Annotated in this window: 34 protein-coding genes; 4 read left to right on the top strand and 30 right to left on the bottom strand. The window is 46.8% G+C overall.

The window, feature by feature from the left end; translation table 11 throughout:
* Nucleotides 1-19 precede the first annotated feature (19 nt).
* From rpsD to SDE_RS05040, 30 genes are all read right to left on the bottom strand, one after another.
* Entirely contained in the window at nt 20-640 is a 621-nt protein-coding gene (rpsD, locus tag SDE_RS05175) for a 30S ribosomal protein S4 (RefSeq protein ID WP_011467465.1), read from the bottom strand.
* Nucleotides 641-652: 12 nt separating this feature from the next.
* The gene (gene rpsK, locus SDE_RS05170) at nt 653-1,048 is read right to left on the bottom strand and encodes a 30S ribosomal protein S11 (protein ID WP_011467464.1); all 396 of its coding nucleotides are present in this window, start codon (nt 1,046-1,048) and stop codon (nt 653-655) included.
* Nucleotides 1,049-1,094: 46 nt separating this feature from the next.
* Nucleotides 1,095-1,451, bottom strand: a complete 357-nt coding sequence (gene rpsM / locus SDE_RS05165) for a 30S ribosomal protein S13 (RefSeq protein ID WP_011467463.1) — start codon at nt 1,449-1,451, stop codon at nt 1,095-1,097.
* 246 nt (nt 1,452-1,697) lie between these two features.
* Entirely contained in the window at nt 1,698-1,814 is a 117-nt protein-coding gene (rpmJ, locus tag SDE_RS21775; RefSeq protein WP_011467462.1) for a 50S ribosomal protein L36, read from the bottom strand.
* A 21-nt stretch (nt 1,815-1,835) separates the two neighbouring features.
* On the bottom strand, nt 1,836-3,179 hold the full coding sequence (gene secY / locus SDE_RS05160) for a preprotein translocase subunit SecY (RefSeq protein ID WP_011467461.1): 1,344 nt from the start codon (nt 3,177-3,179) through the stop codon (nt 1,836-1,838).
* A gap of 29 nt (nt 3,180-3,208) precedes the next feature.
* Entirely contained in the window at nt 3,209-3,643 is a 435-nt protein-coding gene (gene rplO, locus SDE_RS05155; protein WP_011467460.1) for a 50S ribosomal protein L15, read from the bottom strand.
* A gap of 1 nt (nt 3,644) precedes the next feature.
* Nucleotides 3,645-3,830, bottom strand: coding sequence for a 50S ribosomal protein L30 (rpmD, locus tag SDE_RS21770; protein WP_011467459.1), 186 nt, complete (start codon nt 3,828-3,830; stop codon nt 3,645-3,647).
* A gap of 41 nt (nt 3,831-3,871) precedes the next feature.
* On the bottom strand, nt 3,872-4,384 hold the full coding sequence (rpsE, locus tag SDE_RS05150; protein WP_011467458.1) for a 30S ribosomal protein S5: 513 nt from the start codon (nt 4,382-4,384) through the stop codon (nt 3,872-3,874).
* A gap of 10 nt (nt 4,385-4,394) precedes the next feature.
* On the bottom strand, nt 4,395-4,745 hold the full coding sequence (gene rplR / locus SDE_RS05145; protein WP_011467457.1) for a 50S ribosomal protein L18: 351 nt from the start codon (nt 4,743-4,745) through the stop codon (nt 4,395-4,397).
* A gap of 69 nt (nt 4,746-4,814) precedes the next feature.
* Entirely contained in the window at nt 4,815-5,348 is a 534-nt protein-coding gene (gene rplF / locus SDE_RS05140; RefSeq protein WP_011467456.1) for a 50S ribosomal protein L6, read from the bottom strand.
* A 38-nt stretch (nt 5,349-5,386) separates the two neighbouring features.
* Nucleotides 5,387-5,779, bottom strand: coding sequence for a 30S ribosomal protein S8 (gene rpsH / locus SDE_RS05135; protein WP_011467455.1), 393 nt, complete (start codon nt 5,777-5,779; stop codon nt 5,387-5,389).
* 28 nt (nt 5,780-5,807) lie between these two features.
* Nucleotides 5,808-6,113, bottom strand: coding sequence for a 30S ribosomal protein S14 (gene rpsN, locus SDE_RS05130; RefSeq protein ID WP_011467454.1), 306 nt, complete (start codon nt 6,111-6,113; stop codon nt 5,808-5,810).
* Between the two features lie 13 nt (nt 6,114-6,126).
* Entirely contained in the window at nt 6,127-6,666 is a 540-nt protein-coding gene (gene rplE / locus SDE_RS05125) for a 50S ribosomal protein L5 (protein WP_041324270.1), read from the bottom strand.
* Between the two features lie 31 nt (nt 6,667-6,697).
* Nucleotides 6,698-7,015, bottom strand: a complete 318-nt coding sequence (gene rplX, locus SDE_RS05120) for a 50S ribosomal protein L24 (RefSeq protein WP_011467452.1) — start codon at nt 7,013-7,015, stop codon at nt 6,698-6,700.
* 33 nt (nt 7,016-7,048) lie between these two features.
* Nucleotides 7,049-7,417: a 50S ribosomal protein L14 gene (rplN, locus tag SDE_RS05115; RefSeq protein WP_011467451.1), complete on the bottom strand. Its 369-nt coding sequence runs from the start codon at nt 7,415-7,417 to the stop codon at nt 7,049-7,051.
* Between the two features lie 37 nt (nt 7,418-7,454).
* Nucleotides 7,455-7,721: a 30S ribosomal protein S17 gene (gene rpsQ / locus SDE_RS05110; protein WP_011467450.1), complete on the bottom strand. Its 267-nt coding sequence runs from the start codon at nt 7,719-7,721 to the stop codon at nt 7,455-7,457.
* A 10-nt stretch (nt 7,722-7,731) separates the two neighbouring features.
* The gene (gene rpmC, locus SDE_RS05105; protein WP_041324266.1) at nt 7,732-7,929 is read right to left on the bottom strand and encodes a 50S ribosomal protein L29; all 198 of its coding nucleotides are present in this window, start codon (nt 7,927-7,929) and stop codon (nt 7,732-7,734) included.
* Nucleotides 7,929-8,342 (bottom strand): 50S ribosomal protein L16, encoded by a 414-nt coding sequence (gene rplP, locus SDE_RS05100; RefSeq protein WP_011467449.1) that lies wholly within the window; start codon nt 8,340-8,342, stop codon nt 7,929-7,931. Before rplP ends, rpmC begins: the two co-directional genes overlap by 1 nt.
* A 38-nt stretch (nt 8,343-8,380) precedes the next feature.
* Entirely contained in the window at nt 8,381-9,055 is a 675-nt protein-coding gene (gene rpsC / locus SDE_RS05095; protein ID WP_011467448.1) for a 30S ribosomal protein S3, read from the bottom strand.
* A gap of 12 nt (nt 9,056-9,067) precedes the next feature.
* Entirely contained in the window at nt 9,068-9,400 is a 333-nt protein-coding gene (gene rplV / locus SDE_RS05090; RefSeq protein WP_011467447.1) for a 50S ribosomal protein L22, read from the bottom strand.
* A 26-nt stretch (nt 9,401-9,426) separates the two neighbouring features.
* The gene (gene rpsS / locus SDE_RS05085; RefSeq protein WP_011467446.1) at nt 9,427-9,702 is read right to left on the bottom strand and encodes a 30S ribosomal protein S19; all 276 of its coding nucleotides are present in this window, start codon (nt 9,700-9,702) and stop codon (nt 9,427-9,429) included.
* A gap of 33 nt (nt 9,703-9,735) precedes the next feature.
* Entirely contained in the window at nt 9,736-10,563 is an 828-nt protein-coding gene (gene rplB / locus SDE_RS05080) for a 50S ribosomal protein L2 (RefSeq protein WP_011467445.1), read from the bottom strand.
* A gap of 13 nt (nt 10,564-10,576) precedes the next feature.
* Nucleotides 10,577-10,873 carry a 50S ribosomal protein L23 gene (gene rplW, locus SDE_RS05075; protein WP_011467444.1) on the bottom strand — a complete coding sequence of 99 codons (297 nt, stop codon included), beginning with the start codon at nt 10,871-10,873 and terminating at the stop codon, nt 10,577-10,579.
* Entirely contained in the window at nt 10,870-11,484 is a 615-nt protein-coding gene (gene rplD / locus SDE_RS05070; RefSeq protein WP_011467443.1) for a 50S ribosomal protein L4, read from the bottom strand. Before rplD ends, rplW begins: the two co-directional genes overlap by 4 nt.
* Before the next feature lie 20 nt (nt 11,485-11,504).
* Nucleotides 11,505-12,149 carry a 50S ribosomal protein L3 gene (gene rplC / locus SDE_RS05065; RefSeq protein ID WP_011467442.1) on the bottom strand — a complete coding sequence of 215 codons (645 nt, stop codon included), beginning with the start codon at nt 12,147-12,149 and terminating at the stop codon, nt 11,505-11,507.
* A gap of 102 nt (nt 12,150-12,251) precedes the next feature.
* Nucleotides 12,252-12,563 (bottom strand): 30S ribosomal protein S10, encoded by a 312-nt coding sequence (gene rpsJ, locus SDE_RS05060; RefSeq protein ID WP_011467441.1) that lies wholly within the window; start codon nt 12,561-12,563, stop codon nt 12,252-12,254.
* Nucleotides 12,564-12,813: 250 nt separating this feature from the next.
* Nucleotides 12,814-14,232, bottom strand: coding sequence for an NAD(P)(+) transhydrogenase (Re/Si-specific) subunit beta (locus SDE_RS05055; protein WP_011467440.1), 1,419 nt, complete (start codon nt 14,230-14,232; stop codon nt 12,814-12,816).
* Nucleotides 14,233-14,247: 15 nt separating this feature from the next.
* Complete coding sequence (locus SDE_RS05050) at nt 14,248-14,532, bottom strand: NAD(P) transhydrogenase subunit alpha (protein WP_011467439.1); 285 nt, start codon at nt 14,530-14,532, stop codon at nt 14,248-14,250.
* Nucleotides 14,533-14,542: 10 nt separating this feature from the next.
* Nucleotides 14,543-15,718: a Re/Si-specific NAD(P)(+) transhydrogenase subunit alpha gene (locus SDE_RS05045; protein ID WP_011467438.1), complete on the bottom strand. Its 1,176-nt coding sequence runs from the start codon at nt 15,716-15,718 to the stop codon at nt 14,543-14,545.
* 149 nt (nt 15,719-15,867) lie between these two features.
* Nucleotides 15,868-17,394, bottom strand: coding sequence for a UxaA family hydrolase (locus SDE_RS05040; RefSeq protein WP_011467437.1), 1,527 nt, complete (start codon nt 17,392-17,394; stop codon nt 15,868-15,870).
* Nucleotides 17,395-17,659: 265 nt separating this feature from the next.
* Here SDE_RS05040 and SDE_RS05035 point away from each other — a divergent pair, with 265 nt between their 5' ends.
* From SDE_RS05035 to SDE_RS05020, 4 genes are all read left to right on the top strand, one after another.
* Nucleotides 17,660-18,427 (top strand): FadR/GntR family transcriptional regulator, encoded by a 768-nt coding sequence (locus tag SDE_RS05035; protein WP_011467436.1) that lies wholly within the window; start codon nt 17,660-17,662, stop codon nt 18,425-18,427.
* A gap of 175 nt (nt 18,428-18,602) precedes the next feature.
* On the top strand, nt 18,603-19,994 hold the full coding sequence (locus tag SDE_RS05030; protein ID WP_011467435.1) for a glycoside hydrolase family 28 protein: 1,392 nt from the start codon (nt 18,603-18,605) through the stop codon (nt 19,992-19,994).
* 346 nt (nt 19,995-20,340) lie between these two features.
* Nucleotides 20,341-23,061 (top strand): TonB-dependent receptor, encoded by a 2,721-nt coding sequence (locus tag SDE_RS05025; RefSeq protein ID WP_011467434.1) that lies wholly within the window; start codon nt 20,341-20,343, stop codon nt 23,059-23,061.
* A gap of 130 nt (nt 23,062-23,191) precedes the next feature.
* Nucleotides 23,192-25,675, top strand: coding sequence for a glycoside hydrolase family 88 protein (locus SDE_RS05020; RefSeq protein WP_011467433.1), 2,484 nt, complete (start codon nt 23,192-23,194; stop codon nt 25,673-25,675).
* Nucleotides 25,676-25,682: the final 7 nt, after the last annotated feature.

The raw sequence follows: 25,682 nt of genomic DNA, 5'->3' as shown, positions 1-25,682 counted from the left end.
GTTCCTTAATATTTCAAGCTTACTTAGAGTAAAGCTCGACGATGAGGTTCTCGTTGATCTCGGCTGGTAAATCAGCACGATCTGGACAACGCTTAAACACGCCTTCCTTCTTCTCAGTATTAACATCAACCCACTCTACATCAGCGCGTTGACCAGCTATACCTAACGAGTTTTGAATTCGCAATTGGTTCTTAGACTTCTCACGAACAGAGATCACGTCACCTACGTTCACTTGGAATGAAGGGATGTTTACAGTTTTACCGTTAACCAAGATTGCTTTGTGTGAAACAAGCTGTCTTGATTCTGCACGGGTAGAGCCGAAGCCCATACGGTAAACAACGTTATCCAAACGACCTTCGAGCAACTTCAACAAGTTCTCACCGGTAGCGCCTTTGATACGAGCAGCGTCTTTGTAGTAGTTACGGAATTGCTTTTCTAACACACCGTAAATACGACGAACTTTTTGCTTTTCACGCAACTGAACACCGTAGTCAGACAAACGACCGCGACGTTGACCATGTTGGCCAGGAGCTGCTTCAGCTTTACATTTAGACTCTAGTGGACGCACACCGCTCTTTAAGAACAGATCTGTGCCTTCACGACGAGATAATTTACAAGTTGGTCCAATATAACGAGCCATTCTTACTCCTCCTTATACGCGACGCTTTTTGGGTGGACGACAGCCGTTGTGCGGAATCGGTGTCACATCTGTAATGTTGTTAACTTTGTAACCAATATTGTTCAAAGCACGTACAGCTGACTCACGACCCGGACCAGGACCCTTAACTTCTACATCCAAATTTTTAAGACCGTAGTCTTGTGCAGCTTGGCCTGCACGCTCTGCCGCAACCTGTGCAGCAAAAGGAGTACTTTTACGAGAACCGCGGAAACCAGAACCGCCCGCAGTTGCCCAAGATAAAGTATTACCCTGACGATCAGTAATCGTCACGATAGTGTTATTAAACGAAGCATGAATATGCGCGATTCCGTCAACAACGGTCTTTTTGACCTTTTTCTTGGTCGTTGACTTACCACTTGGCTTAGCCATAGATGTCTCTTCCCAAACCTTTCAGTTTTAGTTTAACCAGTAGACTCTATCGTTTGATAGGCTTACGTGGTCCCTTACGTGTACGGGCGTTCGTTTTAGAACGTTGCCCACGCACTGGCAAATTACGACGATGACGAAGACCGCGGTAGCAGCCCAAATCCATCAAACGCTTAATGTTCATTGATACTTCACGACGCAAATCACCTTCTACAGTGAACTTTGCAACTTCATTACGAATCGTATCAACCTGCTCTTCGCTTAAGTCACCAATTTTGGTTGACTCAGCAACGCCTGCGGCGGAGCATATTTGCTTTGCCTTAGTGCGACCAATCCCATAGACGTAGGTCAGGGAGATGACGGCATGTTTATGATCTGGTATGTTGACACCAGCTATTCGAGCCATTCAGATTACTCCAAAAAGATAAGATATTCAGCGCTAACAGTGACATAAGCCATCCCACTGCGCAAAGGCGCGGAAGGATAGCGGTTATGCCACAAAAAAGCAATAGCCCGATGGTTTCCCATCGAGCGACAGTTAACGCCTCCAATTCATCAAAGACTGAATCTTTGATAGGCTTTGGTCTATTTTAGACTCAACACCTTGTTTTGCATTTTTAGCCTTGTTGCAACAAGGTGAAATCTACCAGTCTTAGCCTTGACGCTGCTTATGACGTGGCTCTGCGGAGCAAATAACTCTTAATACGCCCTTACGACGAACTAATTTGCAATTGCGACACATTTTTTTAATTGAAGCACGAACTTTCATTTTTCAAAACCTCGAGTTTATTTAACGAGTTGCGCCTTTACCGTAACTCTGCAAATTTGCTTTTTTCATGACTGAATCGTATTGATGTGACATCAAATGCGATTGCACTTGGGACATAAAGTCCATCACCACTACCACAACGATAAGTAATGAAGTACCACCTAAGTAGAAAGGTACATCAGCCGCAACCATCAAAAACTGAGGCAATAAAGCGACTGCAGCAATATAAAGAGAACCAACCACTGTTAAGCGAGTCAATACTCCATCAATATATTTAGCGGACTGGTCACCAGGTCGAATACCTGGAATATACGCACCACCACGCTTTAAATTATCTGCAACTTCTTTCGGGTTATACATCATTGCCGTGTAAACAAAACAGAACAAGATGATTAACGCACCGAACACCACAAAGTTCAACCATTGGCCGGGCCCTAAAGCCAACGCAATCTCCTGTAAGATTACAGCGGTTTTACCCTCTGATGCATTACCGAACCACTGCGCGATTGAAGCAGGGAACAATAAAATACTGCTCGCAAAAATAACCGGTATAACACCAGCCATGTTGATTTTTAGCGGCAAATGACTTGTTTGTGCAGAGTAAGCTTGACGACCAGACTGGCGACGAGCGTACTGAATAGTTATGCGACGCTGGCCGCGCTCCATTCTCACAACAAACCAAACAATTGCTACAGCAGCCAAACCTATCGCTAATAACGCTATAGGGTGTAAGTCGCCTTGACGCGCACTTTCGAACGCCTGACCTACGGCGCCCGGCAAACCAGCAACAATACCTGCGAAAATCAGCATAGAAATACCGTTGCCGATACCTCTTTCAGTTACTTGCTCACCCAACCACATCATGAATACAGCACCAGTTACCAATGAAGTAACCGCAATGACATAAAAGCTAAGTGGCGCCAAGCCGGCATAAGCCATGCCTTGACCAGCTAAACCTGCAACCATTACAAATGCTTGAATTAAAGCCAACGCAACGGTCAAGTAGCGAGTGTACTGACTGATCTTTCTTCTGCCTGACTCACCCTCTTTCTTTAATGCTTCTAAAGACGGGGTAACTGCTGCCATCATCTGCATAATAATAGAAGCAGAAATGTACGGCATAATACCAAGAGCCAAAATACTCATACGCTCCCAAGCACCGCCAGAGAACATGTTTAACATACCCAAGAATGTACCTTGGTTGCGGTTAAACATTTGAGCGATTTGTTCGGGATCAATACCAGGAACTGGTATATGAGTACCTAAGCGATAAATAAAAATCGCTAACAGCAAAAATTTTAGGCGAGCCCAAAGCTCGCCCAAACCTTTTTGATTACCAACCTGCATGTTACCTGGCGTGGCCATTCAAATTACCTTACTGTTCGGTTGATCGATTATTCTTCAATCTTTCCGCCAGCAGCTTCGATTGCTGCTTTAGCACCTTTAGTAACCATCAAGCCTTTTATTGTAACAGCTTTGGTTAACTCGCCAGAAAGAAATACTTTGGCTCGTTTGATATTGTTATCAATCAAGTCTGCAGCTCTTAAGGCTTCGATATCAATAATATCAGCTTCCACTTTGTTTAGCTCAGCTAAACGAACTTCTGCAGTTACGCGAGAAATACGGCTAGTAAAACCAAACTTAGGTAGACGCTTCTGCAAAGGCATCTGACCGCCTTCGAAACCAGGCTTAACAGAACCACCAGAACGTGATTTTAAACCTTTGTGACCACGGCCTGCAGTCTTACCTAAACCACTACCGATACCGCGACCTACACGCTTCTTAGCAGAAACGCGGCCAGGTGCTGGACTTAAAGTATTTAAACGCATTTTACTCTCCTTCCACCTGAACCATATAATAAACTTTATTGATCATACCGCGCACAGAAGGAGTATCTTCTACTTCCACGGTGTGCCCAATACGACGTAATCCCAAACCAGAGATACAGGCTCTGTGTGCTTTTAAGCGACCTGATGAACTCTTAACCTGAGTAACTTTTACAGTTTTCTTAGCCATGGCTATGCCCGTCTATTAAATAACGCAAAAAAGCTGCGTGATTAACCTATGATTTCTTCAACTGATTTGCCACGCTTAGCTGCAACACGCTCGGGTGATGACATAGCGCGCAAAGCTTCAAATGTAGCTCGTACAACGTTTACTGGGTTGGTAGACCCGTAGCACTTAGCCAAAACGTTCTGTACGCCAGCGATTTCCAAAACAGCTCGCATTGCGCCACCGGCAATTACACCAGTACCAGCAGAAGCAGGCTGCATATAAACTTTAGAAGCTCCGTGACGGCCTTTAGTTGGGTATTGGATGGTATCACCATCTAACTCAACTTGGATCATGTTACGGCGTGCAGCTTCCATTGCTTTTTGAATAGCAATTGGTACTTCACGAGCCTTACCACGACCAAAACCTACTTTACCGTTACCATCACCAACAACTGTAAGAGCGGTGAAACCAAAGATGCGACCACCTTTAACGGTTTTAGCAACACGGTTAACCTGAACAAGCTTCTCTTGCAAACCTTCGGCGTTGCTGTCTTCTCGTTTGTTTTGTTGCGACATAATTTAACCTTTAGAATTCCAATCCGCCTTCACGTGCAGCATCTGCAAGCGCTTTTACTCGACCATGGTATTTGAAACCACTGCGATCAAATGCAACGGTACTAACACCAGCAGCCTTTGCTCGCTCTGCTATCAATTTACCAACTGCAGAAGCAGCGTCTCTATTACCCGTAGAACCACTACGTAGATCTTTGTCTAACGTAGAAGCACTCGCCACTACACGATCACCCTCAGCGGAGATAACCTGTGCGTATATGTGACGCGGAGTTCTATTAACGCAAAGACGGCTCACACCGAGCTCTTTCATTTTTGCTCGAGCTCGTCGCGCGCGACGTATTCTTGACTGTTTCTTAGCGTTCATAATCCAAAATCCTGACTTCAAGGAGCGCATTGCGGGCCGATTAGGCCCGACTGCCAGTTTTACTTGCTGTTACTTTTTCTTCGCTTCTTTACGACGAACGTTCTCGTCAGCATAGCGAACACCCTTGCCTTTGTATGGCTCTGGTGGACGGAAAGCTCTGATTTCTGCAGCAACTTGACCCAACAACTGTTTATCAGAACATTTCAGAACGATTTCAGTCTGAGTTGGTGTTTCAGCTGTTACACCTTCAGGCAATACATAATCTACTGGGTGAGAGAAACCTAAAGTTAGGTTTAAAACATTGCCCGTTACTTTTGTCCGGTAACCAACACCGACCAACTGTAATTTTTTCTCAAAACCAACGCTTACACCGGTAACCATGTTATTTACCAATGAGCGTACAGTACCAGCCATTGCCTTAGAGCTCTTGGCCCCATCTTTAGCAGCAAAAGTAAGTACGTTGTCTTCTTGTACGACGGCAACGCTACTGTGAACTGATAAAGACATAGCGCCTTTACTGCCTTTAACAGACAGGTCACTACCTTTAAGGTCGACCTGTACTCCAGAAGGCAACTGTACTGGATTATTTGCAACACGTGACATGACGAATACCCGTTAATTCTTTTCGTTAGACTGTCTAATTAGAAGACAGTACAGAGAATCTCACCACCAACTCCTGCAGCGCGAGCAGCACGGTCGGTCATAACACCCTTACTGGTTGAAACAATAGCAATGCCCAACCCGCCACGAACTGAAGGTAGTTCGTCTTTGCCAACGTAAGAGCGTAAACCTGGACGGCTAACACGATCTAACTCAGCAATAACTGGCTTACCTTCAAAATACTTAAGCTCTACTGTTAACTCAGCTTTAGCAGCGTCGTTTACAGAGAACTCTCCAACATAACCTTCTTCTTTAAGAACACCAGCGATGCTCTTTTTTAACTTAGAAGACGGCATGGTTACTGATGTTTTGCCTACTTGCTGCGCATTACGAATGCGAGTCAACATATCGGCTATAGGGTCTTGCATACTCATAGCAATCTGCTCCTAACTAACCCAAGCTCTACCAGCTAGCCTTAACTAGACCTGGCACATCACCACGCATGGCAGCTTCACGCAATTTGTTACGGCATAAGCCGAACTTGCGATAAACGGCGTGCGGACGACCTGTAATACGACAGCGACGTTGCTGACGACTGGGACTCGCATCGCGAGGTAACTTTTGCAACTTCAATTGTGCTTCCCAGATCTGATCGTCGGAAGACTCGTGATTATTGATGATTGCTTTTAGTTCAGCGCGCTTTGCAGCGTACTTTTCAACTGTTTTTGCACGCTTTGTTTCGCGAGCTATCATTGACTTCTTAGCCATTTCCGATCAACCCCTACCCTTTAAACGGGAAGTTAAACGCTTTTAACAATGCACGACCTTCGTCATTGTTGCGAGCTGTTGTTGAAATACAAATGTCCAAACCACGCAGCTTATCGATTTTATCGTAATCGATCTCTGGGAATATGATTTGCTCACTCACGCCCATTGAAAAGTTACCGCGTCCGTCGAACTGCTTCGGACTAATACCACGGAAGTCACGAATACGAGGAATGGAGATACTGATCAAACGATCAAGAAACTCATACATTCTGTCGCTGCGCAAAGTTACTTTACAACCAATCGGCCAACCTTCACGAACTTTAAAGCCCGCGATAGATTTTCTTGCACGAGTAACAACAGCTTTTTGACCTGCGATTTTCTCTAGGTCGCTTACTGCGTTCTCTAAAACTTTTTTATCCGCAAGAGCCTCACCAACACCCATGTTTAGGGTGATTTTAGTAATGCGAGGAATCTCCATCGGATTCTTAAGCTCCAAATCTTTAAGAAGTTTCGGAGCGATTTCTTTCTTGTATATTTCTTTAAGCCTAGCCATGTTTTTTCCACTCAATCAGCTGGTAGCGCGATTATGCGTCAATAGCTTCGCCATTGGACTTGAAAACTCTAATCTTGTTGCCGTCTTCCTGCAGCTTGAAACCAACGCGATCTGCTTTGTTGGTGGCTGGGTTAAAAATGGCTACGTTTGAAGCTTGTATTGGCGCTTCTTTTTCGATGATTCCACCCGCTATACCCATTTGCGGATTTGGTTTTTGGTGCTTCTTGATGATTTGAACACCAGAAACAATCAAGCGATCATCAGACAATACACGATTAACTTTACCGCGTTTCCCTTTGTCTTTACCCGTGATAACTATCACTTCGTCATTACGTTTAATTTTACGCATAACATTAACCTCTCACACTCGGCCTGGAAGTACTTAAAGTACTTCTGGTGCCAAAGAGATAATCTTCATGAACTTCTCACCGCGAAGCTCACGAGTTACTGGCCCAAAAATACGGGTCCCTACAGGTGCATTCTGAGCATTCAGTATCACTGCAGCATTATCGTCGAAGCGAATCAAAGACCCATCTGCGCGGCGTACACCTTTTTTGGTGCGTACAACAACAGCATTCATTACCTGGCCTTTTTTAACTTTACCGCGAGGAATTGCTTCTTTTACGGTAACTTTAATGATGTCGCCTACACCGGCATAACGACGGTGTGAACCGCCCAATACCTTGATACACATCACTCGACGGGCACCACTGTTGTCGGCCACATCCAAATAGCTTTGCGTTTGAATCATCGTTTTTCTCCGAAATCTCTATCTAGTCGCAGCCAGATTATATCTGGGTAGCTCGCTCTTCGATTTTAACCAAAGTCCAAGACTTTGTTTTCGATAGAGGACGAGACTCAGCGATGGTTACGGTATCGCCAATTTTGCAATCGTTCGCTTCGTCGTGCGCTTTCATCTTAGTAGATTTACTCACGTACTTGCCGTAAACGGGGTGCTTCACTCGACGCTCGATCAGAACAACGATAGACTTTTCCATTTTGTCGCTAACAACTTTACCTGTTAGCGTACGTACCAATTTTTTTGCTTCAGTCATGCCCGATCACCTACGCTTTGTTGCCCGCTTTTTGACGAAGAACAGTTTCGATACGAGCGATGTCGCGTCGAGTCTGCTTCAACAAATGCGTTTGAGTTAACTGACCAGTTGATTTCTGCATACGGAACTTAAACTGTCCCTCCAATTGGGATAGCAGCTCTGCTTTCAACTCTTCAACAGATTTTTTGTTGAGATCTTCAGCTTTCATTACATCACCGATCGTTTAACAAAAGTTGTAGTCACAGGTAGTTTCGCAGCAGCTAGCGTGAAAGCTTCACGAGCTAATTCTTCAGAAACACCTTCCATTTCGTAAAGTACTTTTCCTGGCTGGATTTGACACACCCAGTACTCAACATTACCTTTACCCTTACCTTGACGAACCTCAAGAGGCTTCTCAGTAATAGGTTTGTCTGGAAAAACTCGAATCCAAATTTTTCCACCACGTTTAACATGACGAGTCATCGCACGACGGGCTGCTTCGATTTGACGAGCAGTAATTCGTCCACGCCCGGTAGCCTTGAGCGCGAACTCACCAAAGCTAACCTTTGAGCCACGATGCGCCAGTCCACGGTTTCGCCCTTTTTGTTGCTTGCGAAATTTTGTACGCTTCGGTTGCAGCATTTGCCTAACCCTTAACTAACTGGTATGAGTTTGCGCTCTTACTTAGAGCCTTTCTTTTTCTGATTGGCTTCAACTTCTTCGATACCGCCAATGATCTCGCCTTTGAAGATCCAAACTTTTACGCCAATGATGCCGTAAGTGGTTGAAGCTTCTGCAGTTGCGTAGTCAATATCAGCACGGAGAGTGTGCAAAGGTACACGACCTTCGCGGTACCATTCGGAACGTGCGATTTCAGCACCGCCCAAACGACCACCAACCTGAACTTTAACGCCCTCAGCACCTTGACGCATTGCATTTTGAACTGTGCGCTTCATAGCGCGACGGAACATAACACGACGCTCTAACTGCTGAGCCACACTTTGAGCAGCCAAGGCAGCATCTAAGTCTGGTTTACGAATTTCTTCGATGTTGATATGAACAGGAACGCCCATTTGCTTAGTTAGCTCAGTGCGTAGTTTTTCAACATCTTCGCCTTTTTTACCAATTACGATACCTGGACGAGCAGTGTGAATAGTCACACGTGCAGTGTTCGCAGGACGCTCGATATCGATACGGCTCACAGATGCGTGCGCCAAAGCGTTTTGAATATATTTGCGTACCTGCAAATCTTGATTCAACTTGTCTGCATACTCAGCTTTGCCGGCATACCATGTAGATGTATGCTTTTTGACAATACCAAGTCGAATACCTGTTGGATGTACTTTCTGACCCATAAGTCGACTCTCTTATTGATCCGCTACTTTAACGGTAATGTGACAAGTGCGTTTCAAAATTCGGTCTGCACGACCTTTTGCACGCGGCCTGATACGTTTCATGGTTAAACCTTCATCTACGAAAATCGTAGACACTTTCAGCTCATCCACATCTGCACCTTCGTTGTGCTCTGCGTTTGCTACGGCTGACTCCAAGACCTTCTTGATAAGGGCGGCACCTTTTTTAGTGCTGAAAGTCAGCAAATCTAAGGCTTCTTCTACCGATTTACCACGAATTTGGTCTGCAACCAAGCGCGCTTTCTGCGCTGACATGCCAGCGCCGCGTAATTTAGCTGCTACTTCCATAATTCTACCTCGCCTAGCTTCAGCGCTTAGCGCTTAGCTTTCTTATCTGCTACGTGGCCACGGTACAGACGAGTTACAGCGAACTCACCCAGCTTGTGACCAACCATCTCTTCGTTAACCAACACAGGCACGTGTTGACGACCGTTGTGAACTGCCAAAGTTAAACCAACCATATTTGGCAGGATCATTGAACGACGTGACCAAGTTTTAATTGGGCGACGGTCATTCTTTTCTGCAGCCGCTTCCACCTTGCTTAGCAGGTGATGATCGATAAAGGGACCTTTCTTCAGTGAACGTGGCACTGTATTTTCCTCTTGTTGCTATTTAGTCGTCACTTACTTCTTATTGCGACGACGAACAATCATCTTGTCAGTTCGTTTGTTACTACGAGTCTTATAACCCTTAGTAGGCGTACCCCAAGGTGATACAGGATGACGACCACCAGAAGTACGGCCTTCACCACCACCGTGCGGGTGATCAACTGGGTTCATCGCTACACCGCGAACGGTTGGACGAACACCACGCCAGCGTGAAGCACCAGCCTTACCAAGTGAACGTAAATTGTGTTCACTGTTAGACACTTCACCTAGAGTTGCGCGACATTCTGAAAGAATTTTGCGCATCTCACCGCTGCGTAAACGCAAGGTGCAGTATTGACCTTCACGAGCAACTAACTGAACCGATGTACCTGCAGAGCGTGCAATTTGAGCACCTTTGCCTGGTTTCATTTCAATACAGTGAACAACGCTACCAACTGGAATGTTGCGCAAAGGCAGGGCATTACCAGGCTTGATTGGAGCAGCATCACCAGACTGAATCACATCACCAGCTTTAACACCTTTTGGAGCGATAATGTAGCGACGCTCACCATCGGCATAACATACTAGCGCGATGTAGGCAGTGCGGTTTGGATCGTATTCCAAACGCTCAACTTTAGCAGGGATTCCATCTTTGTTACGACGAAAGTCGATAACGCGATAGTGCTGCTTGTGTCCACCACCAATGTGACGAGTAGTGATGCGACCGTTATTGTTTCGCCCACCGCTTTTACTTTTCTTTTCTAACAAAGGAGCATGCGGTGCACCTTTATGTAGATCAGCGTTAACTACGTTAACTACAAAGCGACGACCAGCTGAAGTAGGCTTACGTTTTACAATAGGCATTCTAATACGCTCCTTATTCCGCTATGGCAAAATCAATTTCTTGACCTTGCTCTAGTCGTACGTAGGCTTTTTTCCAGTCGCTGCGCTGGCCCAAACCAAAGCGAGTACGCTTAGTTTTGCCTTTAACATTTAATACGCGAACGTCTCGAACATTTACATTAAACAGTTTTTCTACGGCTGCTTTAATTTCTGGCTTAGTGGCTGTTTTAACTACTTTAAAAACAACCTGATTACCTTTATCAGCAACTACAGCTGACTTTTCAGAAATAACAGGACCAAGAAGAACTTTATATAGGCGCTCTAAGTTCATACCAGCACCTCCTCAAGTTTTTTAAGGGCTGCAACGGTCACAACAACCTTATCAAAGCGGATCAAGCTAACAGGATCTAAACCGTTAACATCACGAACATCTACCTTGTGAAGATTACGTGCGGCTAGATATAAGTTTTCACTTACGTCTTCACCAATAATTAAAACGTCCGCCAAATCGAACTGAGCTAGCTTCTGAACTAGATCCTTAGTTTTTGGAGCATCCAAGTCAAACTCTTCAACTACAACTAAGCGCTCTTGACGAGCCAACTCAGACAATATGCAACGAATCGCTGCACGGTACATTTTTTTGTTCAGCTTTTGCGAATGATCGCGAGGCTCAGCAGCAAAAGTAACACCACCTGAACGCCACAATGGGCTTCGGATAGTACCGGCACGCGCACGGCCAGTTCCCTTTTGACGCCAAGGCTTTTTGCCGCCGCCAGAAACCGCAGCGCGGTTCTTTTGAGCTTTAGTACCCTGACGAGCACCAGCCATAAAGGCAACAACAGCTTGATGAACAAGATCTTGATTAAATTCTCGGCCAAAAGCCGCTTCAGAAACACTAACTGTGCCCTTCGCGCCTTGTGGTGTAGCAATACTTAATTCCATGGTCGACTCCCCTAGGACACTTAACCGTTGTTACGCGATTTAACTGCGGGACGAATAATTACGTCACCACCAGGAGCACCAGGAACAGCACCCTTGATCAACAGTAAATTACGCTCAACGTCGACCCGAACAACTTCTAAGTTCTGGGTGGTTACACGTGCAGCACCCATATGACCTGCCATCTTCTTGCCTTTAAATACTCGGCCAGGAGTTTGACATTGACCAATAGAACCAGGAGCACGGTGAGACAAAGAGTTACCATGTGTTGCATCTTGCATACGGAAGTTGTAGCGCTTAATCACGCCAGCAAAACCCTTACCTTTAGATGCACCAGTCACATCAACTTTTTGACCAGCTTCGAAAGCTTCAACAGTTAGCAGCCCACCAACTTCGAATTGCTCGCCACTTTCGTTGCGCAATTCAAGTACGGTGCGACCCGCTTCAACTTCTGCTTTAGCAAAATGACCCGCTTCAGGCTTGCTAACACGGGAGGCTCGACGAGACCCTACGGTTACTTGCACTGCTGCATAACCGTCGGTTTCTACGCTTTTCACCTGGGTGATGCGGTTAGGATCAACCTCAACCACAGTAACAGGAACGGATAAACCATCGTCTGTAAAAATGCGCGTCATACCGCTCTTGCGGCCGACTATACCAATCGTCATTTTCATTAACCTCTCAGTGTACGGGGCTTTTACCCGCTACGGCCGCCCATTTCAGAGCGTTACACAAAAGACCGGCAAAATCGCCGGCAAATCTTAGGAGTTCTAGCCCAAACTAATTTGTACTTCAACACCCGCTGCCAAATCTAACTTCATCAAAGCATCAACCGTTTTTTCGGTTGGCTCAACGATGTCTAGCAAGCGCTTGTAAGTACGAATCTCGTATTGATCTCGTGCATCTTTGTTTACGTGCGGCGAAACCAAAACCGTATAACGCTCTTTGCGAGTAGGAAGAGGAATAGGACCTCGAACCTGCGCACCAGTACGCTTAGCGGTCTCAACAATTTCCTGAGTAGAAGCATCAATCAACTTGTGATCAAAAGCTTTCAGGCGAATTCGAATACGTTGATTCTGCATATGAACCAAAACTCCCAGTATTTTAAAGAACCTTCGACACCCACCCGATGTTTAGGGCTGGTCGAAATGAGGGCGCAATTCTAATGACTACCCCCTTACCTGTCAACACAATATTCAGCTATTTTTTAAACAATTTAACCATTTAGCAAACAGGCGATATTTGGTTGGTCTCAATTATAAAAAAACACCGATTTCAAGCTTTAATAAGCCCAAAAACCGGTGTTTTCGCAGCGAAATTACACAACGCCACCTAATCGAGGTTGCGCAGTATACCCTCTACCATCTTTTTTGCATCCCCAAATAACATCATTGTGTTGTCATTGAAGAAAAGTTCGTTCTGCACCCCAGCGTAACCTGCGGCCATCCCTCGCTTCACAAACAGCACGGTACGCGCTCTGGACACCTCTAAGATAGGCATACCAAAGATAGGGCTCTGAGGATCAGTCTTGGCAGCAGGGTTCGTTACGTCGTTAGCACCTATCACAAAGGCTACATCCGCCTGCTGGAATTCATTGTTGATATCCTCCAACTCGAACACTTCGTCGTAGGGGACATTTGCCTCCGCCAGCAGCACGTTCATATGCCCAGGCATTCGCCCCGCCACAGGGTGAATAGCGTAGCTGACCTTAACACCCGCCTTCTTAAGCTCATCGCCCATCTCGCGCAGCGCATGCTGAGCCTGAGCCACAGCCATACCGTAGCCAGGCACAATAATTACCGAGCCTGCATTCTTCATAATAAAGCCTGCGTCCTCTGCGCTACCCTGTTTCACCGGCCGATCTGCACCGCCACCTGCAGGAGCAGAAGACTCCGCATCGGCACCAAACCCACCAAGAATCACATTAAAGAACGAGCGATTCATACCTTTACACATAATGTACGAGAGAATAGCCCCCGAGGAACCCACCAGTGCACCGGTCACAATCAAAGCGTTGTTATGCAGAGTAAAACCAATACCGGCCGCCGCCCATCCCGAGTAGGAGTTAAGCATCGACACCACAACCGGCATGTCAGCACCCCCAATAGGGATAATAATAAGAAAGCCAATAATAAAAGCTAATGCCGTCATCCCCCAGAACACCATCGGCGACTGGTCCGCACAGAAATAAGCCACCAAACATACTATGGCTATGCCTAGCGCGGCATTTAGGGCGTGCTGACCACGAAATACAATTGGCGAACCAGACACCAAGCCCTGCAACTTAGTAAACGCAATAATAGAGCCCGAAAACGTAATGGCCCCTACTACCACACCAAGCCCCATTTCTATTCGGCTTACCACAAAGATCTGACCATCAGTATCTAGCAGACCAAAAGCGCCTGGATTGGTATACGCGGCACCCGCAACAAGCACCGCCGCCAAGCCAACCAAACTGTGAAAAGCCGCCACTAACTGAGGCATGGCGGTCATTGCAATTCGCGAGGCTATTCCCACCCCAATAACACCACCTATTAATAAGGCAGAGAATATCCACCCATAGGAAGTTATTTCCGGACTTAGAATTGTTGTTGCAATGGCGATAGCCATGCCCAACATACCCATAAAATTACCCGCCCGAGACGTCTCTGGCGACGATAAGCCGCGCAGAGCCAAAATAAACAATACTGCAGACACCAGATAAGCTAACGACGTTAAGTTAGCCACCATTGATATGGCTTGAGATTCCATTTAGATCACCCCGCCCTATTTCTTCTTTTTATACATGGATAACATTCTTTGAGTAACCGCGAAGCCACCAAAGATATTTACAGCCGCCAACACAATGGCAACAAAACCCAACACTTTGGCCAAACCAACTTCAGCTGGGCCCGCCGCAATAATCGCACCTACGATAATTACGCTCGATATTGCGTTGGTAACCGCCATTAACGGTGTGTGCAACGCGGGCGTCACACTCCAAACAACGTAGTAGCCAACAAACACAGCCATAACGAATATGGATAACTGGGAAATAAAATCACCGTGCATTTCGCACCCCCTATTGGTTAGCCGCAGCAGCAGGTGCCGCGAAATTTGGATGAACGATATCCCCTGCACGCGTAAGCACACTGGCAGCAACAATTTCATCAGCCCAATCCAGCGCAAGCTCGACCGAGCCTTCGCCAGCTTTAACATGGGGCGTCAAATAGTTGAGCAAGTTTTTTGCAAACAACGCACTGGCATCAGTCGCTACCCGCGAAGGCACGTTAAAGTGACCAACAATCTTCACCCCGTTAACCTCCACCACCTCGCCAGGCTTGGACAGGGTACAGTTACCGCCCTGCTCAACCGCCAAATCCACAATGATCGAGCCCGGTTTCATACTGTGAACCATCTCATCAGTAATTAGCGTTGGCGCCTTGCGACCGGGAATAAGCGCGGTACAAATCGCAATATCTTGCTTAGCGAGCGTTTCAGCCACTAGGGCAGCCTGCTTGCGCTTGAAGTCATCGCTCATTTCTTTGGCATAACCGCCGGCCGTTTCAGCATCTTTAAGCTCATCCGACTCCACCATCACGAACTTGCCACCCAAGCTTTCCACCTGCTCTTTCGCTACAGGGCGAACATCGGTTGCCGACACAATAGCCCCCAATCGCTTAGCCGTAGCAATAGCCTGCAAGCCTGCAACACCTGCCCCCAGCACCATTACACGTGCCGGCGCGATGGTACCTGCAGCAGTCATCATCATAGGGAAGCCACGACCATATTCGTAAGCGGCATCTAACACTGCGCGATAGCCCGCCAAGTTACTTTGCGAACTGAGCACATCCATACTTTGCGCGCGCGTAATACGCGGCACAAACTCTAACGCGATTGCTATCACGCCTTGTTTGGCATACGCATCAAGCGCCTCCGGTGCAGAGTAAGGTGATAGCACAGCGAGAAGTAACGCACCCGACTTCATGCACCCCAACTCATCTTCACCACCTTCGCTCGCCAACAGTGGGCGCTGCACCTTAAGCACAATATCCGCCTGCGAGTACAACTCTTGCATCGAGCCAATAATGCTTGCACCAGCAGCAACGTATTGGTCATCCATATAGCGGCTTGCAGTACCAGCGTCTTTTTCCACTAGCACTTCAAACCCCATACCTACATATTTCTTTACGGTTTCAGGGGTAGCCGCAACTCGCTTCTCGCAGGCGCGACGCTCCCTTGGTATGGCTATTTTCATAGTCTTACCCTCCCAGGTGGGTGATTGTTATTTTAAGTTTGAAGGAGATTGCTCAACACCTTGAGCAGAAAAGCCCTAATAGGGCAGATCAACCGAAGCTGTTACGCGAAGACTGAGCAGCCAAACCTGACCACTCACGCGAACAGGTATTACACCACAGCACCAATCTTCCATGGGTTGAATTCAGCGTCACCGTAACCAAGAGACTCACTTTTACTTGGTTCGCCGGACGCAATAGCAAGGATGGTTTTGAAGATTTCTTCGCCCAAGCTATGAACGGTGTGCTCACCATCGGTAATAGCACCACAGTTAATATCGATATCCTCTTCCATATGCTTATATATAGCAGTGTTACTTGCCAACTTCACACTTGGAACAGGTTTAAAGCCAAAGGCAGAACCGCGACCGGTGGTAAAGCACACCACATTCGCGCCGGATGCAACCTGCCCGGTTACAGACACAGGGTCAAAACCGGGACTATCCATAAAGACCAACCCGTTTGTATCGACCTTTTCGGCATAGAGGTAAACGCCACGCATATTAGTCGTACCGGCCTTCGCCTGCGCACCGAGGGATTTTTCTAGAATAGTCGTCAAACCGCCCGCCTTGTTGCCTGGGGATGGATTGTTATTTAACTCAAAACCATGCTTCTGGGTGTAGTCTTCCCACCAGCGAATACGCTCTAATAGGCCTTCGGCCAACTCAGGCGTTTCCGCTCTACGGGTAAGTAAATGCTCTGCACCGAAAATTTCTGGGGTTTCAGAATAAATAACCGTTCCGCCGTGGCGAACAAGAATATCTGCCGCAGCGCCCAAAGCAGGGTTAGCCGTTACGCCCGACATAGCATCAGAACCGCCGCACTGCACCGCCAAAACCAACTCAGCCGCCGAGCATGGTTCGCGATTATAGCTATTAACAATAGGCAGCAGCTTGCGAACACGCTCTACCCCTTCCTCAATAGCCAAACGCGTACCACCTACCTTTTGAATGGTATAAGTACTAAAGCTTTCAGACTCAGACAAACCAGAGTCGTCCAATACTTTTTGCACCTGCATCGTTTCGCAACCCAAACCAACCAGCAAAACACCCCCAAAATTTGGGTGAGTAACATACCCTTCGAAAGTACGACGCAATACATCATACCCCTCACCTTCTGAGCGCATACCGCAACCAGACTCGTGAGTAAGCGCAACAACGCCATCCACATTGGGGAAATCCGCCAATGCACCAGGGTAACTAAACGTAGCAGCAATCTGTTTTGCAACGGTTGCCGAGCAATTAACCGTAGTGAGAATACCTATATAGTTGCGCGTACCCACCTTGCCGTTAACTCTACGAAAACCATTAAAAGTTGCGCGATTTTCTTCGCTTACAAAAGCGGTAGGAGTTACGTTGCGACAAAAGCCGTAATCTTTTTCAAAGTCGCCCACCACACAATTGTGCGTATGAACATGCTCACCCGGCTGAATATCTTCAGCCGCATAACCAATAAACTGACCGTACTTTAATATGCGCTCACCCTTGGGGATGGCCGCGGTAGCTACTTTGTGCATAGCATCTATAGCCGTAGCAGCCACTATGGACACACCACCTACCAGCACCTCTTGCTGAGGCTCCAACGCCTCTAATGTAATCGCTACGTTATCTAATTCGTGCAAATGTATTAACTTGGCCACATCTTTCCCCAAATACTAAGCTGAGCAGAATGTTCCGCCAGACCAGAGCGTAAGCCGAAATCACCGCACCACCCACCAATCTGTAAAACCATAAATTCTTCAATAACAAAAATGTAACAGCTTATTGGCCTGACCGCAATAACATTTTTGGTAAGACCCTCATACAAAACACTGTTCCGCTAACTCCTTGAGGGATAGCCACGTTTCTTGCTAAACTGCCGCATTGGTCATACAACTACAAAAATATATATTGCAGGCAACTTAAATGAACGTAGCCATTGAACCTAAGAACCTATCAGGCGGACGGCTTTACCAGCGCGTCGCAGAGCAACTCGCGGCAGTAATTGCGGAAGGAGAATACCCTCCTGGCTCGCGCCTACCGGCTGAACGAAAACTAGCAGAACGCTTTGACGTAAGCCGCCCTACCGTGCGCGAAGCCATTATCGCACTAGAGCTGGCCGGCTGTGTAGAAGTACGCGGCGGCTCTGGTGTATACGTATCTGCCGAAAGCAATAACAACCTCTCATCTGCTGAATTTGCTGTTGGCCCATTCGATATTCTCGAAGCCCGAATCCTCGTAGAAGGAGAGGCGGCGGAGCTTGCAGCCAAGCGCATTACCGACGAAGAACTTGTCGAAGTGCGCGCAGCACTCGAAGCTATGGTGCAAGAAAACGAGCAGGAACCCATCTGCGAAAAAGCCGACCAGAACTTTCATATGCTTATTGCCCGTGCCACCAAAAACGAAGCAGTCGCATCGGCCTGCGCCCACCTTTGGGCACTGCGCAACAGCTCACCAGTGTCTGCCCGCATCTTAGAAAAAGTGCGCCAGTCTGGCTCTAGACCACGCATTGAAGAACACCTTCTTATACTAGATGCACTTGAAAGACGCGACCCAGAGGGCGCCCGTGACGCTATGCGCGAACACCTTTCTCGCGTTATCCAGCAATTATTAGACGCCACCGAAGCAGAAGCAGTGGAAGAAGCCCGTAGAAAAATCGCATTTAATCGCGAACGTTTTGGTATTTCTAAGTAAAAAAACACTACATTAAAAGGCCGACATCTCGCATGCCGGCTTTTTTTCGCCTAAAAAACGTATTCAAACAAACCAAAATGAATGACCAATATTAATATTTGGTCTTACCAAGCGAGTAAAAATAAACTACCCTAAGCTATAGATAAAATAAGACGATCTAGCTTGAGGTAATAACATGTATAAAATTTCACGCCGCACAACACTCAAAGGCTTAGGCCTAACTTGCCTAGCCGGCTGCACCACCAGCCTACCCACACTAGAGCAAGACCCATGGGCTTTTGCACAAAACATAGCGGACAACACCACCATCCCCACATTCCCAAACAAAGAATTTAATTTACTCGAATTCGGCGGCAAAGAAGGGAGCGACAACACCCTCGCCTTCAAAAAAGCGATTGCAGCATGCAGCAAAGCAGGTGGCGGCAAGGTGGTAGTACCCGCAGGACGATTTGAGACAGGCGCCATCCACTTAGAGTCGAACGTTAACCTTCATATTAGCGAAGGCGCTACCATCGCCTTTTTTACCGACCCCAAATATTACCTGCCTGCGGTTTTCACTCGCTGGGAAGGCATGGAGTGCATGGGCTACTCACCCCTTATATACGCCTACGGCAAAACCAACATAGCCATTACCGGTAAAGGCACCCTCGACGGTCAAGCCGACCCAACGCACTGGTGGGCATGGAAAGGCAACAAAGAATGGGGCGTAGAGGGCTACCCAAGCCAAAAGGAAAGCCGCAACCAACTATTTGCCCAAGCAGAAGCTGGCGACCCCGTTAGAGAGCGCGTGTATGCAGACGGCCACTACCTGCGCCCCTCGTTTGTGCAACCCTACAAGTGCGAAAACGTGCTGATAGAAGACATAACTATTATCAACGCTCCCTTCTGGTTGCTACACCCCACCCTTTCACAAAACGTCACTGTACGCGGTGTTCACCTAGAAAGCCTAGGCCCCAACTCGGATGGCTGCGATCCTGAAAGCTGTAAGAATGTAGTTATCGAAAACTGCTTTTTTAATACCGGTGACGACTGTATCGCTATTAAATCTGGCCGCAACAACGATGGCCGCAGGCTTGCCACACCTACCGAGAACGTGATTATTCGCAACTGTAAAATGGAAGCGGGTCACGGTGGCGTAGTTATAGGCTCAGAAATTTCTGGCGGCGTGCGCAATGTGTTTGCCGAAAATAACGTAATGAGCAGCCCCGATTTAGAGAAAGGCATTCGCATTAAAACCAACTCTGTGCGCGGCGGACTGCTAGAGAACATCTATGTGCGCAACTGCACCATAGGCGAAGTACAACAAGCCATTGTTATTAACTTCCAATACGAAGAAGGCGATGCGGGTAAATTTGACCCCACCGTGCGCAATGTAGAAATACGCAATTTGGTCTGCCAGCACGCCTTACAAGTGTTTAACATCCGCGGTTTTGAGCGCGCCCCCATTCAAAACTTTAGGATAATCGACAGCACCTTTGTGCGTGGTGACAACCCAGGCGTAATTGAACATACCACAGGGTTAGTTATCGACAACGTCCAAGTCAACGGCAAAGCGTTTAACATCTAGCTAAAGCAGTAAGCGCTTGCTTACAGTGTAACACTCAGCAATTCGATCACGCCTAAATGCATCATGGCGCGCCATCAACTGGCGCGCCATGAAATACCGTCTAATATTTCCAAGAGCCTACATAAAACCCGCACACGGGTTTTATACAGCGCTGCACCTATAAATCAGACAATTACTACCAAACCAAACCAGTCTGCCAAAAAACCGTATTGGATAGACTAATTTGGTATTCCAATTCTATTGATTGGCCTACCATAATGTGCGAGTATGCCGTTACACCAATAAATTAAATTGGTTCACTTATAAAAATGAACTCTGTCTTTGAACAAGAACGTGGGGAATAATAATGAAGAAGTTCTACATAAAACCTTTAGTAGCAGCAATTGCGTTAACTGCAGCAGGCCAAGGCTATGCTCAGGAAGCAAGTGCTGAAAACACATTAGAAGAAGTGGTTGTTACTGGCTTTAGAGGCAGTTTGCAAAGCTCTTTAAATACTAAGCGCGATTCTGTTGGCGTAGTTGATGCAATATACGCTGAAGATATTGCGGACTTTCCAGATAACAACTTAGCAGAATCTTTACAGCGTATCCCTGGTGTTGCCATATCTCGCGCTGGCGGTGAAGGTCAACAAATTACAGTTCGCGGTCTTGGTCCTGACTATACTCGCATTCGTATTAACGGCATGGAGTCTATGTCATCTACTGGCGGTACAGATGCCATTGGTGGTAATAACCGCGGCCGTGGTTTCGACTTCAACACATTCTCTTCTGACCTTTTTAGCAACTTGATTGTAAGCAAAACCAACTCTGCTGAAATTGAAGAAGGTTCACTAGGTGCGACAGTAGACCTTAAAACTGCTCGCCCAATGGAGCTTGACGATTTCGTTCTGTCTGTAGGTGGCAATCTAAACTACAATGACAAGTCGGAAAAAGTAGACCCGAAAATTGCTGTAATGGTAAGCAAACAGTTTAGTGATACTTTTGGTGCTTTGCTGTCTGTATCTTACGCTGACCGCAACATTACCGATGAAGGCAACTCTACCGTTCGCTGGGCTACCTACCCAGACGTAGGCTCATATCGCGGAATCACCGACCCAACTCTTTCTCCTGAACTTGCAAGATTAGAAGAAACTGAAGAAGACCGTCGCTTGTTCCATCCACGTATTCCTCGCTACGATTCATACACACACGAAATTACGCGCACCGGTGTCGCTGCCACTTTCCAATGGCTACCTACAGATGCAACCGATATAGTCTTGGATGTGCTGTACTCTAAGCACGACGCCACGCGCAATGAGATCTTCATGCAAGGTATCGGTAACTCAACAGCCGATTACGACGATTACAATTTCACTGATTACGAAATAGACGGTCAAACAATCGTATACGCAGCAATTTCTAACGCTAATGCTCAAGTTGAAAACCGCTTCGACGAATTAACCACCGAGTTCCAACAAGTCACCTTGTCGGCTACTCACGAGTTTACCGACCGTTTACGCATGAACGTTTTGTTAGGTAACTCTTCATCCGAGTTCAGCAACCCGGTCCAAACCACCATTATTGCCCGCGCCAATGGTGTAGGTATGACTTGGGATTACCGCGGTGATAGCGCTGATACCCTACTAACTTGGGGTGAAGACGCTTATGATGAATCAAGCTACACCTTATCCGGTATTCGTCAGCGCCCACAGGGTACTAACAACGAATTCACTAACCTGACGGCAGATCTAGAGTTTGACTTTAACGATTCCGTAACGCTGAAAGCAGGTGTTACCTCGAAGTCGTTCAAATTCGACACTTATCAATCGCGTTACGCAACTAACGAAGGCGCGAAAGGCCTAACTATTGCTGGCAACATGTACGAATACGATTCAGGTTTAGGCGATGGCCGAGCTTGGCTAGTGCCAGACTTAGACAAATTTATCGATGCGGGCATTTTGTCCAACTCGGGTGATTTTGCTTTGAGTCCACGCACCAATGATATCTATGCTGTCGAAGAAGACACCACCTCTCTGTTTACTCAAGTGGACTTCAATACTCAATTAGGCGAAATGCCACTTTCAGGCAACTTTGGCTTCCGTTTTTTCAGCACCGACCAAGCCTCCACCGGTTGGTTTGAGAATAGCGAAGGCAACGACGTCCAAGAGTGGGTTGAGCATTCGTACGATGATATCTTGCCAGCCTTGAACCTACGCTTGGAGCCGATGGAAGATGTAGTATTCCGCTTTAGCGTTTCTGAAGGTATAACTCGCGGTGGCTTAAGCTCACTACGTGCAGACCAAGGTGTGAGCGTAAATGGTAGCTCTTACACCATCACCGGTGGCAACCCGTTCCTAGAGCCAACTAAAGCGACAAGCTACGATGCCGGTATCGAATTGTATATAACCGATACTTCAGCAATGTCTATGACCGTGTTTAAGAAGGAAATTGGTAGCCATATACAACGTCTACGCGACCAGAAAACCCCAGCTGAGCTGGGCATTCCCGCTAGCGAAGTAGCTGCACAATGTGAGAACGCTGCTCAAAACCCAGAGTCTTGCAACGTGAACGCAGTATTCGACCGCTCAGTTCCATTGAATGGCCCAGGCGGTGATCTACACGGCTTCGAATGGCAGCTGCAAGGTGACTTCGGCGCATTCGGCGATGCATGGGCCAATGTTGGTTATATTGCCAACTACACCTACGTAAAAACCGAACTAGCCTACTTAAATGAATTTGGTGCAGTAGACGTAGTTGCCAACCTGCAAAACCTATCAGAAGTGACTAAATCCGCCACTCTTTACTACGAAAACGATGTATTTAGTGCACGTATCGCCCTAGTAGATCGCAGCGATTACCTCACTGACCCGCGTGGCCGAGACTCAAACAATCAACACGGCACCTATGGTACCAGCAATGTTGACTTCTCTTCGTCGTACCAATTTAACGACAACCTGAAGTTCAATTTCGACATTAGCAATTTAACCAACCAAGGTGATGACCAATGGGTTGACCGTGAAGATTTGCGTTTGTCTTACTACCACGAGACTGGCACTCAGGTCTCATTAGGCGCGCAATACAAATTCTAATTAAGACTTTGTATTAACTCTTCGAGTGGCGCCAGCTTGTTCTGGCGCCATTTTTGTATTGAAGCCATACTAATTCATACAAATTCTATTTAACGTGTGAAAATTATAAATTGAAAATCAGGTGGTCGTAATGAAGCGAACGTTTACTCTTGGCCTTTCCGGCATACTTTTAACCTCTCTCATTGGTGCCGGTTGTAGCAAAAATGACGAAGCAAAACCTTCAGTGCAATCTGCAACCCCTGTTGTAAACAGCACAATCGCAACGGCAGAACTTGCCAATCCTTCGCAGTTTCCACGAATTAACAATGCGCTTGTATTTAGCTATTACGATTTAGCAATAGAAGCAAATACGCCTGTTAGCGCCACATTCGAAGGTGCAGAGGTAGCCACCCAGCACGTCGACACCGATGGCGACGGCAGCAAAGATAGCGTTCAAGTAGCGGTAGAGCTTGCTCCTGCACAACGCGGCACACTCGTGCTTTCAAATACTAAAAGTGAAAAACAATGGCCTGCACTCACTCAAGCAGAAATATCCCACAAACAAGGTGGCGAGTGGGTACCGCACCCAAAAGTTGAAGGCGCCAAAGCCTACGAAGGTGGAACCTTTGTAAACGTAACCGAGCTAACCCCTCCCGACTATTACACCGATCACTCTAACTGGATTCGCTACGAAGGCCCAGGCATAGAATCCGATAAAGTCGGTTACCGTATTTATTTAGATTGGCGTAATGGATTTGATATTTTCGGTAAATCAGTAAGCACACCGGTTCTACAAAATGTGGGGCAAGACGGATACGAGTCTTACCATCATTTAGCTGACTGGGGTATGGATATACTCAAAGTTGGCAGCTCATTAGGTGCAGGTGGTTATGGCTTTTGGAATGGCGAAAGCGTAGAGCTAGTTGCCAAAGCAGATAGCCGCACGGCGAAAATAATCGAAAATGGACCACTGCGTTCCGCACTTAGTATCGATTACAAAAATTGGAAAATTAATAACACGCAAACCGATTTGCACGCGCTATTTTCTATGAATGCTGGCAGTCGTTTAGTTAAAACAGAATTAACCCTTAGTGAAAACTTACCCAACATTGCTGTGGGCGTAGTAAAACATAAAGAAACAGAATTAATTCTAGGCAACATCGATATACCCGGCGACGCCTATTCTTATATTGCCAGCTGGGGCAAACAAAGCCTTAACGGCGATCACTTGGGCATGGCGGTATTCTTCCGCAACAAAGACCTAAACAAAACCACGCAAGATAAAAGCTCGTATATTGCAGTGCTAGAACCCATTCGCGGCGACCTAGATTACTACTTTGCTGCAGCATGGGAAGGCGAGCACGGCGCGGGCATTAAAACTAAAGAAGCTTTTATTGAGTACCTAGAGCAAGAAGCAGAAATGCTTACGCAAAAAACACGCGTAAACCTAGATACAGCCTACTCACAAAAACACAAGCCAGCAACTAACACAGCAGATGCCGCTCTGGCATGGGCAGTACAATTTGCCGATTCTGAACTGGAGCGTAAAACGCTTGGTTACGAACACGATGGCTGGGATGTAAACCGTCAGCGCCCCCCTAAATTTGAATACGATATTGTAGGTATTCTGCCTATGGCGTATGCACAGCTAAGTGAAGTTACCGGTGAAGAGCGCCATCGAACTGTGCCCCACAAGGTAACGGCAACTTACATAAATGATGACGGATCGATAAAGCGCTACAAGCTTAGCAACTACAACATAGATGCCGTGTCGCCAGGCGTAAGCGTGTTGTATTTATATGACGACACCAAAGAAGAAAAGTTTAAGCTAGCAGCAGATTTATTGCGTAGCCAACTCGCCACCCAACCTCGCACCAGCGAAGGCGCTTTTTGGCACAAAAAGAAATACGACTCACAGCTGTGGCTAGATGGCGTTTTTATGGGAATGCCTTTTTTAGCCGAGTACACAACCAAGTTTGAGCACGGCGAAGCGCTAGAAGAAGTGGTTAAAGAATTTGAACTCTCGCGCAAATACCTACGCGACGAGAAAACAGGCCTCTATTACCACGGCTGGGACGAGAAAAAACAACAAGTTTGGGCAAACCCAGAAACCGGTTTATCACCAGAATTTTGGGGTCGCGGCATGGGCTGGTTCGCCATGGCCACTTTAGATGTATTAGATTTTATTCCAGAAGATCAACCGGAATTACGCCAACCTATTCTGGACATCATTAAAGAAGTCGCTGTAGACCTGCAAAATGTGCAAGACCCAGCAACAGGCACTTGGTGGCAAGTAATGGATAAACCCAATGCGCCCGGCAACTACAGGGAAGCCTCTGCCTCGGCAATGTTTACCTATTTTTATGCTAAAGCAATTCGCAAAGGTTACTTACCCAAAGATTACTTAGCCACCGCGCAAAAAGCCTACGACGGTTTGATTAACGAATTCGTAGTAGTGCATAAAGACGGAAAAATATCAGTCACCAACCAATGCTACGTTGCCGGCTTAGGCTTTGGCCGCGATGGCAGCTACAACTATTACATGAGTGAGCGCGTTGCAGAGAACGACCCTAAAAGCAGCTTCTCTTTTATATTGGCGGGCTTAGAAATGCACCGCTTACTCTCTAACAAGTAAATACACT

The sequence above is a fragment of the Saccharophagus degradans 2-40 genome, from assembly GCF_000013665.1.
Classification (GTDB): Bacteria; Pseudomonadota; Gammaproteobacteria; order Pseudomonadales; family Cellvibrionaceae; genus Saccharophagus; species Saccharophagus degradans.
This window is presented reverse-complemented; position numbering and strand designations above follow the sequence as displayed.

Coding starts and splice junctions, on each gene's coding strand:
- rpsD (WP_011467465.1), bottom strand. CDS start 640: ATGGCTCGTTATATTGGACCAACTTGTAAATTATCTCGTCGTGAAGGC.
- rpsK (WP_011467464.1), bottom strand. CDS start 1,048: ATGGCTAAGCCAAGTGGTAAGTCAACGACCAAGAAAAAGGTCAAAAAG.
- rpsM (WP_011467463.1), bottom strand. CDS start 1,451: ATGGCTCGAATAGCTGGTGTCAACATACCAGATCATAAACATGCCGTC.
- rpmJ (WP_011467462.1), bottom strand. CDS start 1,814: ATGAAAGTTCGTGCTTCAATTAAAAAAATGTGTCGCAATTGCAAATTA.
- secY (WP_011467461.1), bottom strand. CDS start 3,179: ATGGCCACGCCAGGTAACATGCAGGTTGGTAATCAAAAAGGTTTGGGC.
- rplO (WP_011467460.1), bottom strand. CDS start 3,643: ATGCGTTTAAATACTTTAAGTCCAGCACCTGGCCGCGTTTCTGCTAAG.
- rpmD (WP_011467459.1), bottom strand. CDS start 3,830: ATGGCTAAGAAAACTGTAAAAGTTACTCAGGTTAAGAGTTCATCAGGT.
- rpsE (WP_011467458.1), bottom strand. CDS start 4,384: ATGTCGCAACAAAACAAACGAGAAGACAGCAACGCCGAAGGTTTGCAA.
- rplR (WP_011467457.1), bottom strand. CDS start 4,745: ATGAACGCTAAGAAACAGTCAAGAATACGTCGCGCGCGACGAGCTCGA.
- rplF (WP_011467456.1), bottom strand. CDS start 5,348: ATGTCACGTGTTGCAAATAATCCAGTACAGTTGCCTTCTGGAGTACAG.
- rpsH (WP_011467455.1), bottom strand. CDS start 5,779: ATGAGTATGCAAGACCCTATAGCCGATATGTTGACTCGCATTCGTAAT.
- rpsN (WP_011467454.1), bottom strand. CDS start 6,113: ATGGCTAAGAAGTCAATGATAGCTCGCGAAACAAAGCGTGCAAAAACA.
- rplE (WP_041324270.1), bottom strand. CDS start 6,666: ATGGCTAGGCTTAAAGAAATATACAAGAAAGAAATCGCTCCGAAACTT.
- rplX (WP_011467452.1), bottom strand. CDS start 7,015: ATGCGTAAAATTAAACGTAATGACGAAGTGATAGTTATCACGGGTAAA.
- rplN (WP_011467451.1), bottom strand. CDS start 7,417: ATGATTCAAACGCAAAGCTATTTGGATGTGGCCGACAACAGTGGTGCC.
- rpsQ (WP_011467450.1), bottom strand. CDS start 7,721: ATGACTGAAGCAAAAAAATTGGTACGTACGCTAACAGGTAAAGTTGTT.
- rpmC (WP_041324266.1), bottom strand. CDS start 7,929: ATGAAAGCTGAAGATCTCAACAAAAAATCTGTTGAAGAGTTGAAAGCA.
- rplP (WP_011467449.1), bottom strand. CDS start 8,342: ATGCTGCAACCGAAGCGTACAAAATTTCGCAAGCAACAAAAAGGGCGA.
- rpsC (WP_011467448.1), bottom strand. CDS start 9,055: ATGGGTCAGAAAGTACATCCAACAGGTATTCGACTTGGTATTGTCAAA.
- rplV (WP_011467447.1), bottom strand. CDS start 9,400: ATGGAAGTAGCAGCTAAATTACGCGGCGCTGGCATGTCAGCGCAGAAA.
- rplB (WP_011467445.1), bottom strand. CDS start 10,563: ATGCCTATTGTAAAACGTAAGCCTACTTCAGCTGGTCGTCGCTTTGTA.
- rplW (WP_011467444.1), bottom strand. CDS start 10,873: ATGAACTTAGAGCGCCTATATAAAGTTCTTCTTGGTCCTGTTATTTCT.
- rplD (WP_011467443.1), bottom strand. CDS start 11,484: ATGGAATTAAGTATTGCTACACCACAAGGCGCGAAGGGCACAGTTAGT.
- rplC (WP_011467442.1), bottom strand. CDS start 12,149: ATGACGATTGGTATAGTCGGCCGCAAGAGCGGTATGACGCGCATTTTT.
- rpsJ (WP_011467441.1), bottom strand. CDS start 12,563: ATGCAGAATCAACGTATTCGAATTCGCCTGAAAGCTTTTGATCACAAG.
- SDE_RS05055 (WP_011467440.1), bottom strand. CDS start 14,232: ATGGAATCTCAAGCCATATCAATGGTGGCTAACTTAACGTCGTTAGCT.
- SDE_RS05050 (WP_011467439.1), bottom strand. CDS start 14,532: ATGCACGGTGATTTTATTTCCCAGTTATCCATATTCGTTATGGCTGTG.
- SDE_RS05045 (WP_011467438.1), bottom strand. CDS start 15,718: ATGAAAATAGCCATACCAAGGGAGCGTCGCGCCTGCGAGAAGCGAGTT.
- SDE_RS05035 (WP_011467436.1), top strand. CDS start 17,660: ATGAACGTAGCCATTGAACCTAAGAACCTATCAGGCGGACGGCTTTAC.
- SDE_RS05030 (WP_011467435.1), top strand. CDS start 18,603: ATGTATAAAATTTCACGCCGCACAACACTCAAAGGCTTAGGCCTAACT.
- SDE_RS05025 (WP_011467434.1), top strand. CDS start 20,341: ATGAAGAAGTTCTACATAAAACCTTTAGTAGCAGCAATTGCGTTAACT.
- SDE_RS05020 (WP_011467433.1), top strand. CDS start 23,192: ATGAAGCGAACGTTTACTCTTGGCCTTTCCGGCATACTTTTAACCTCT.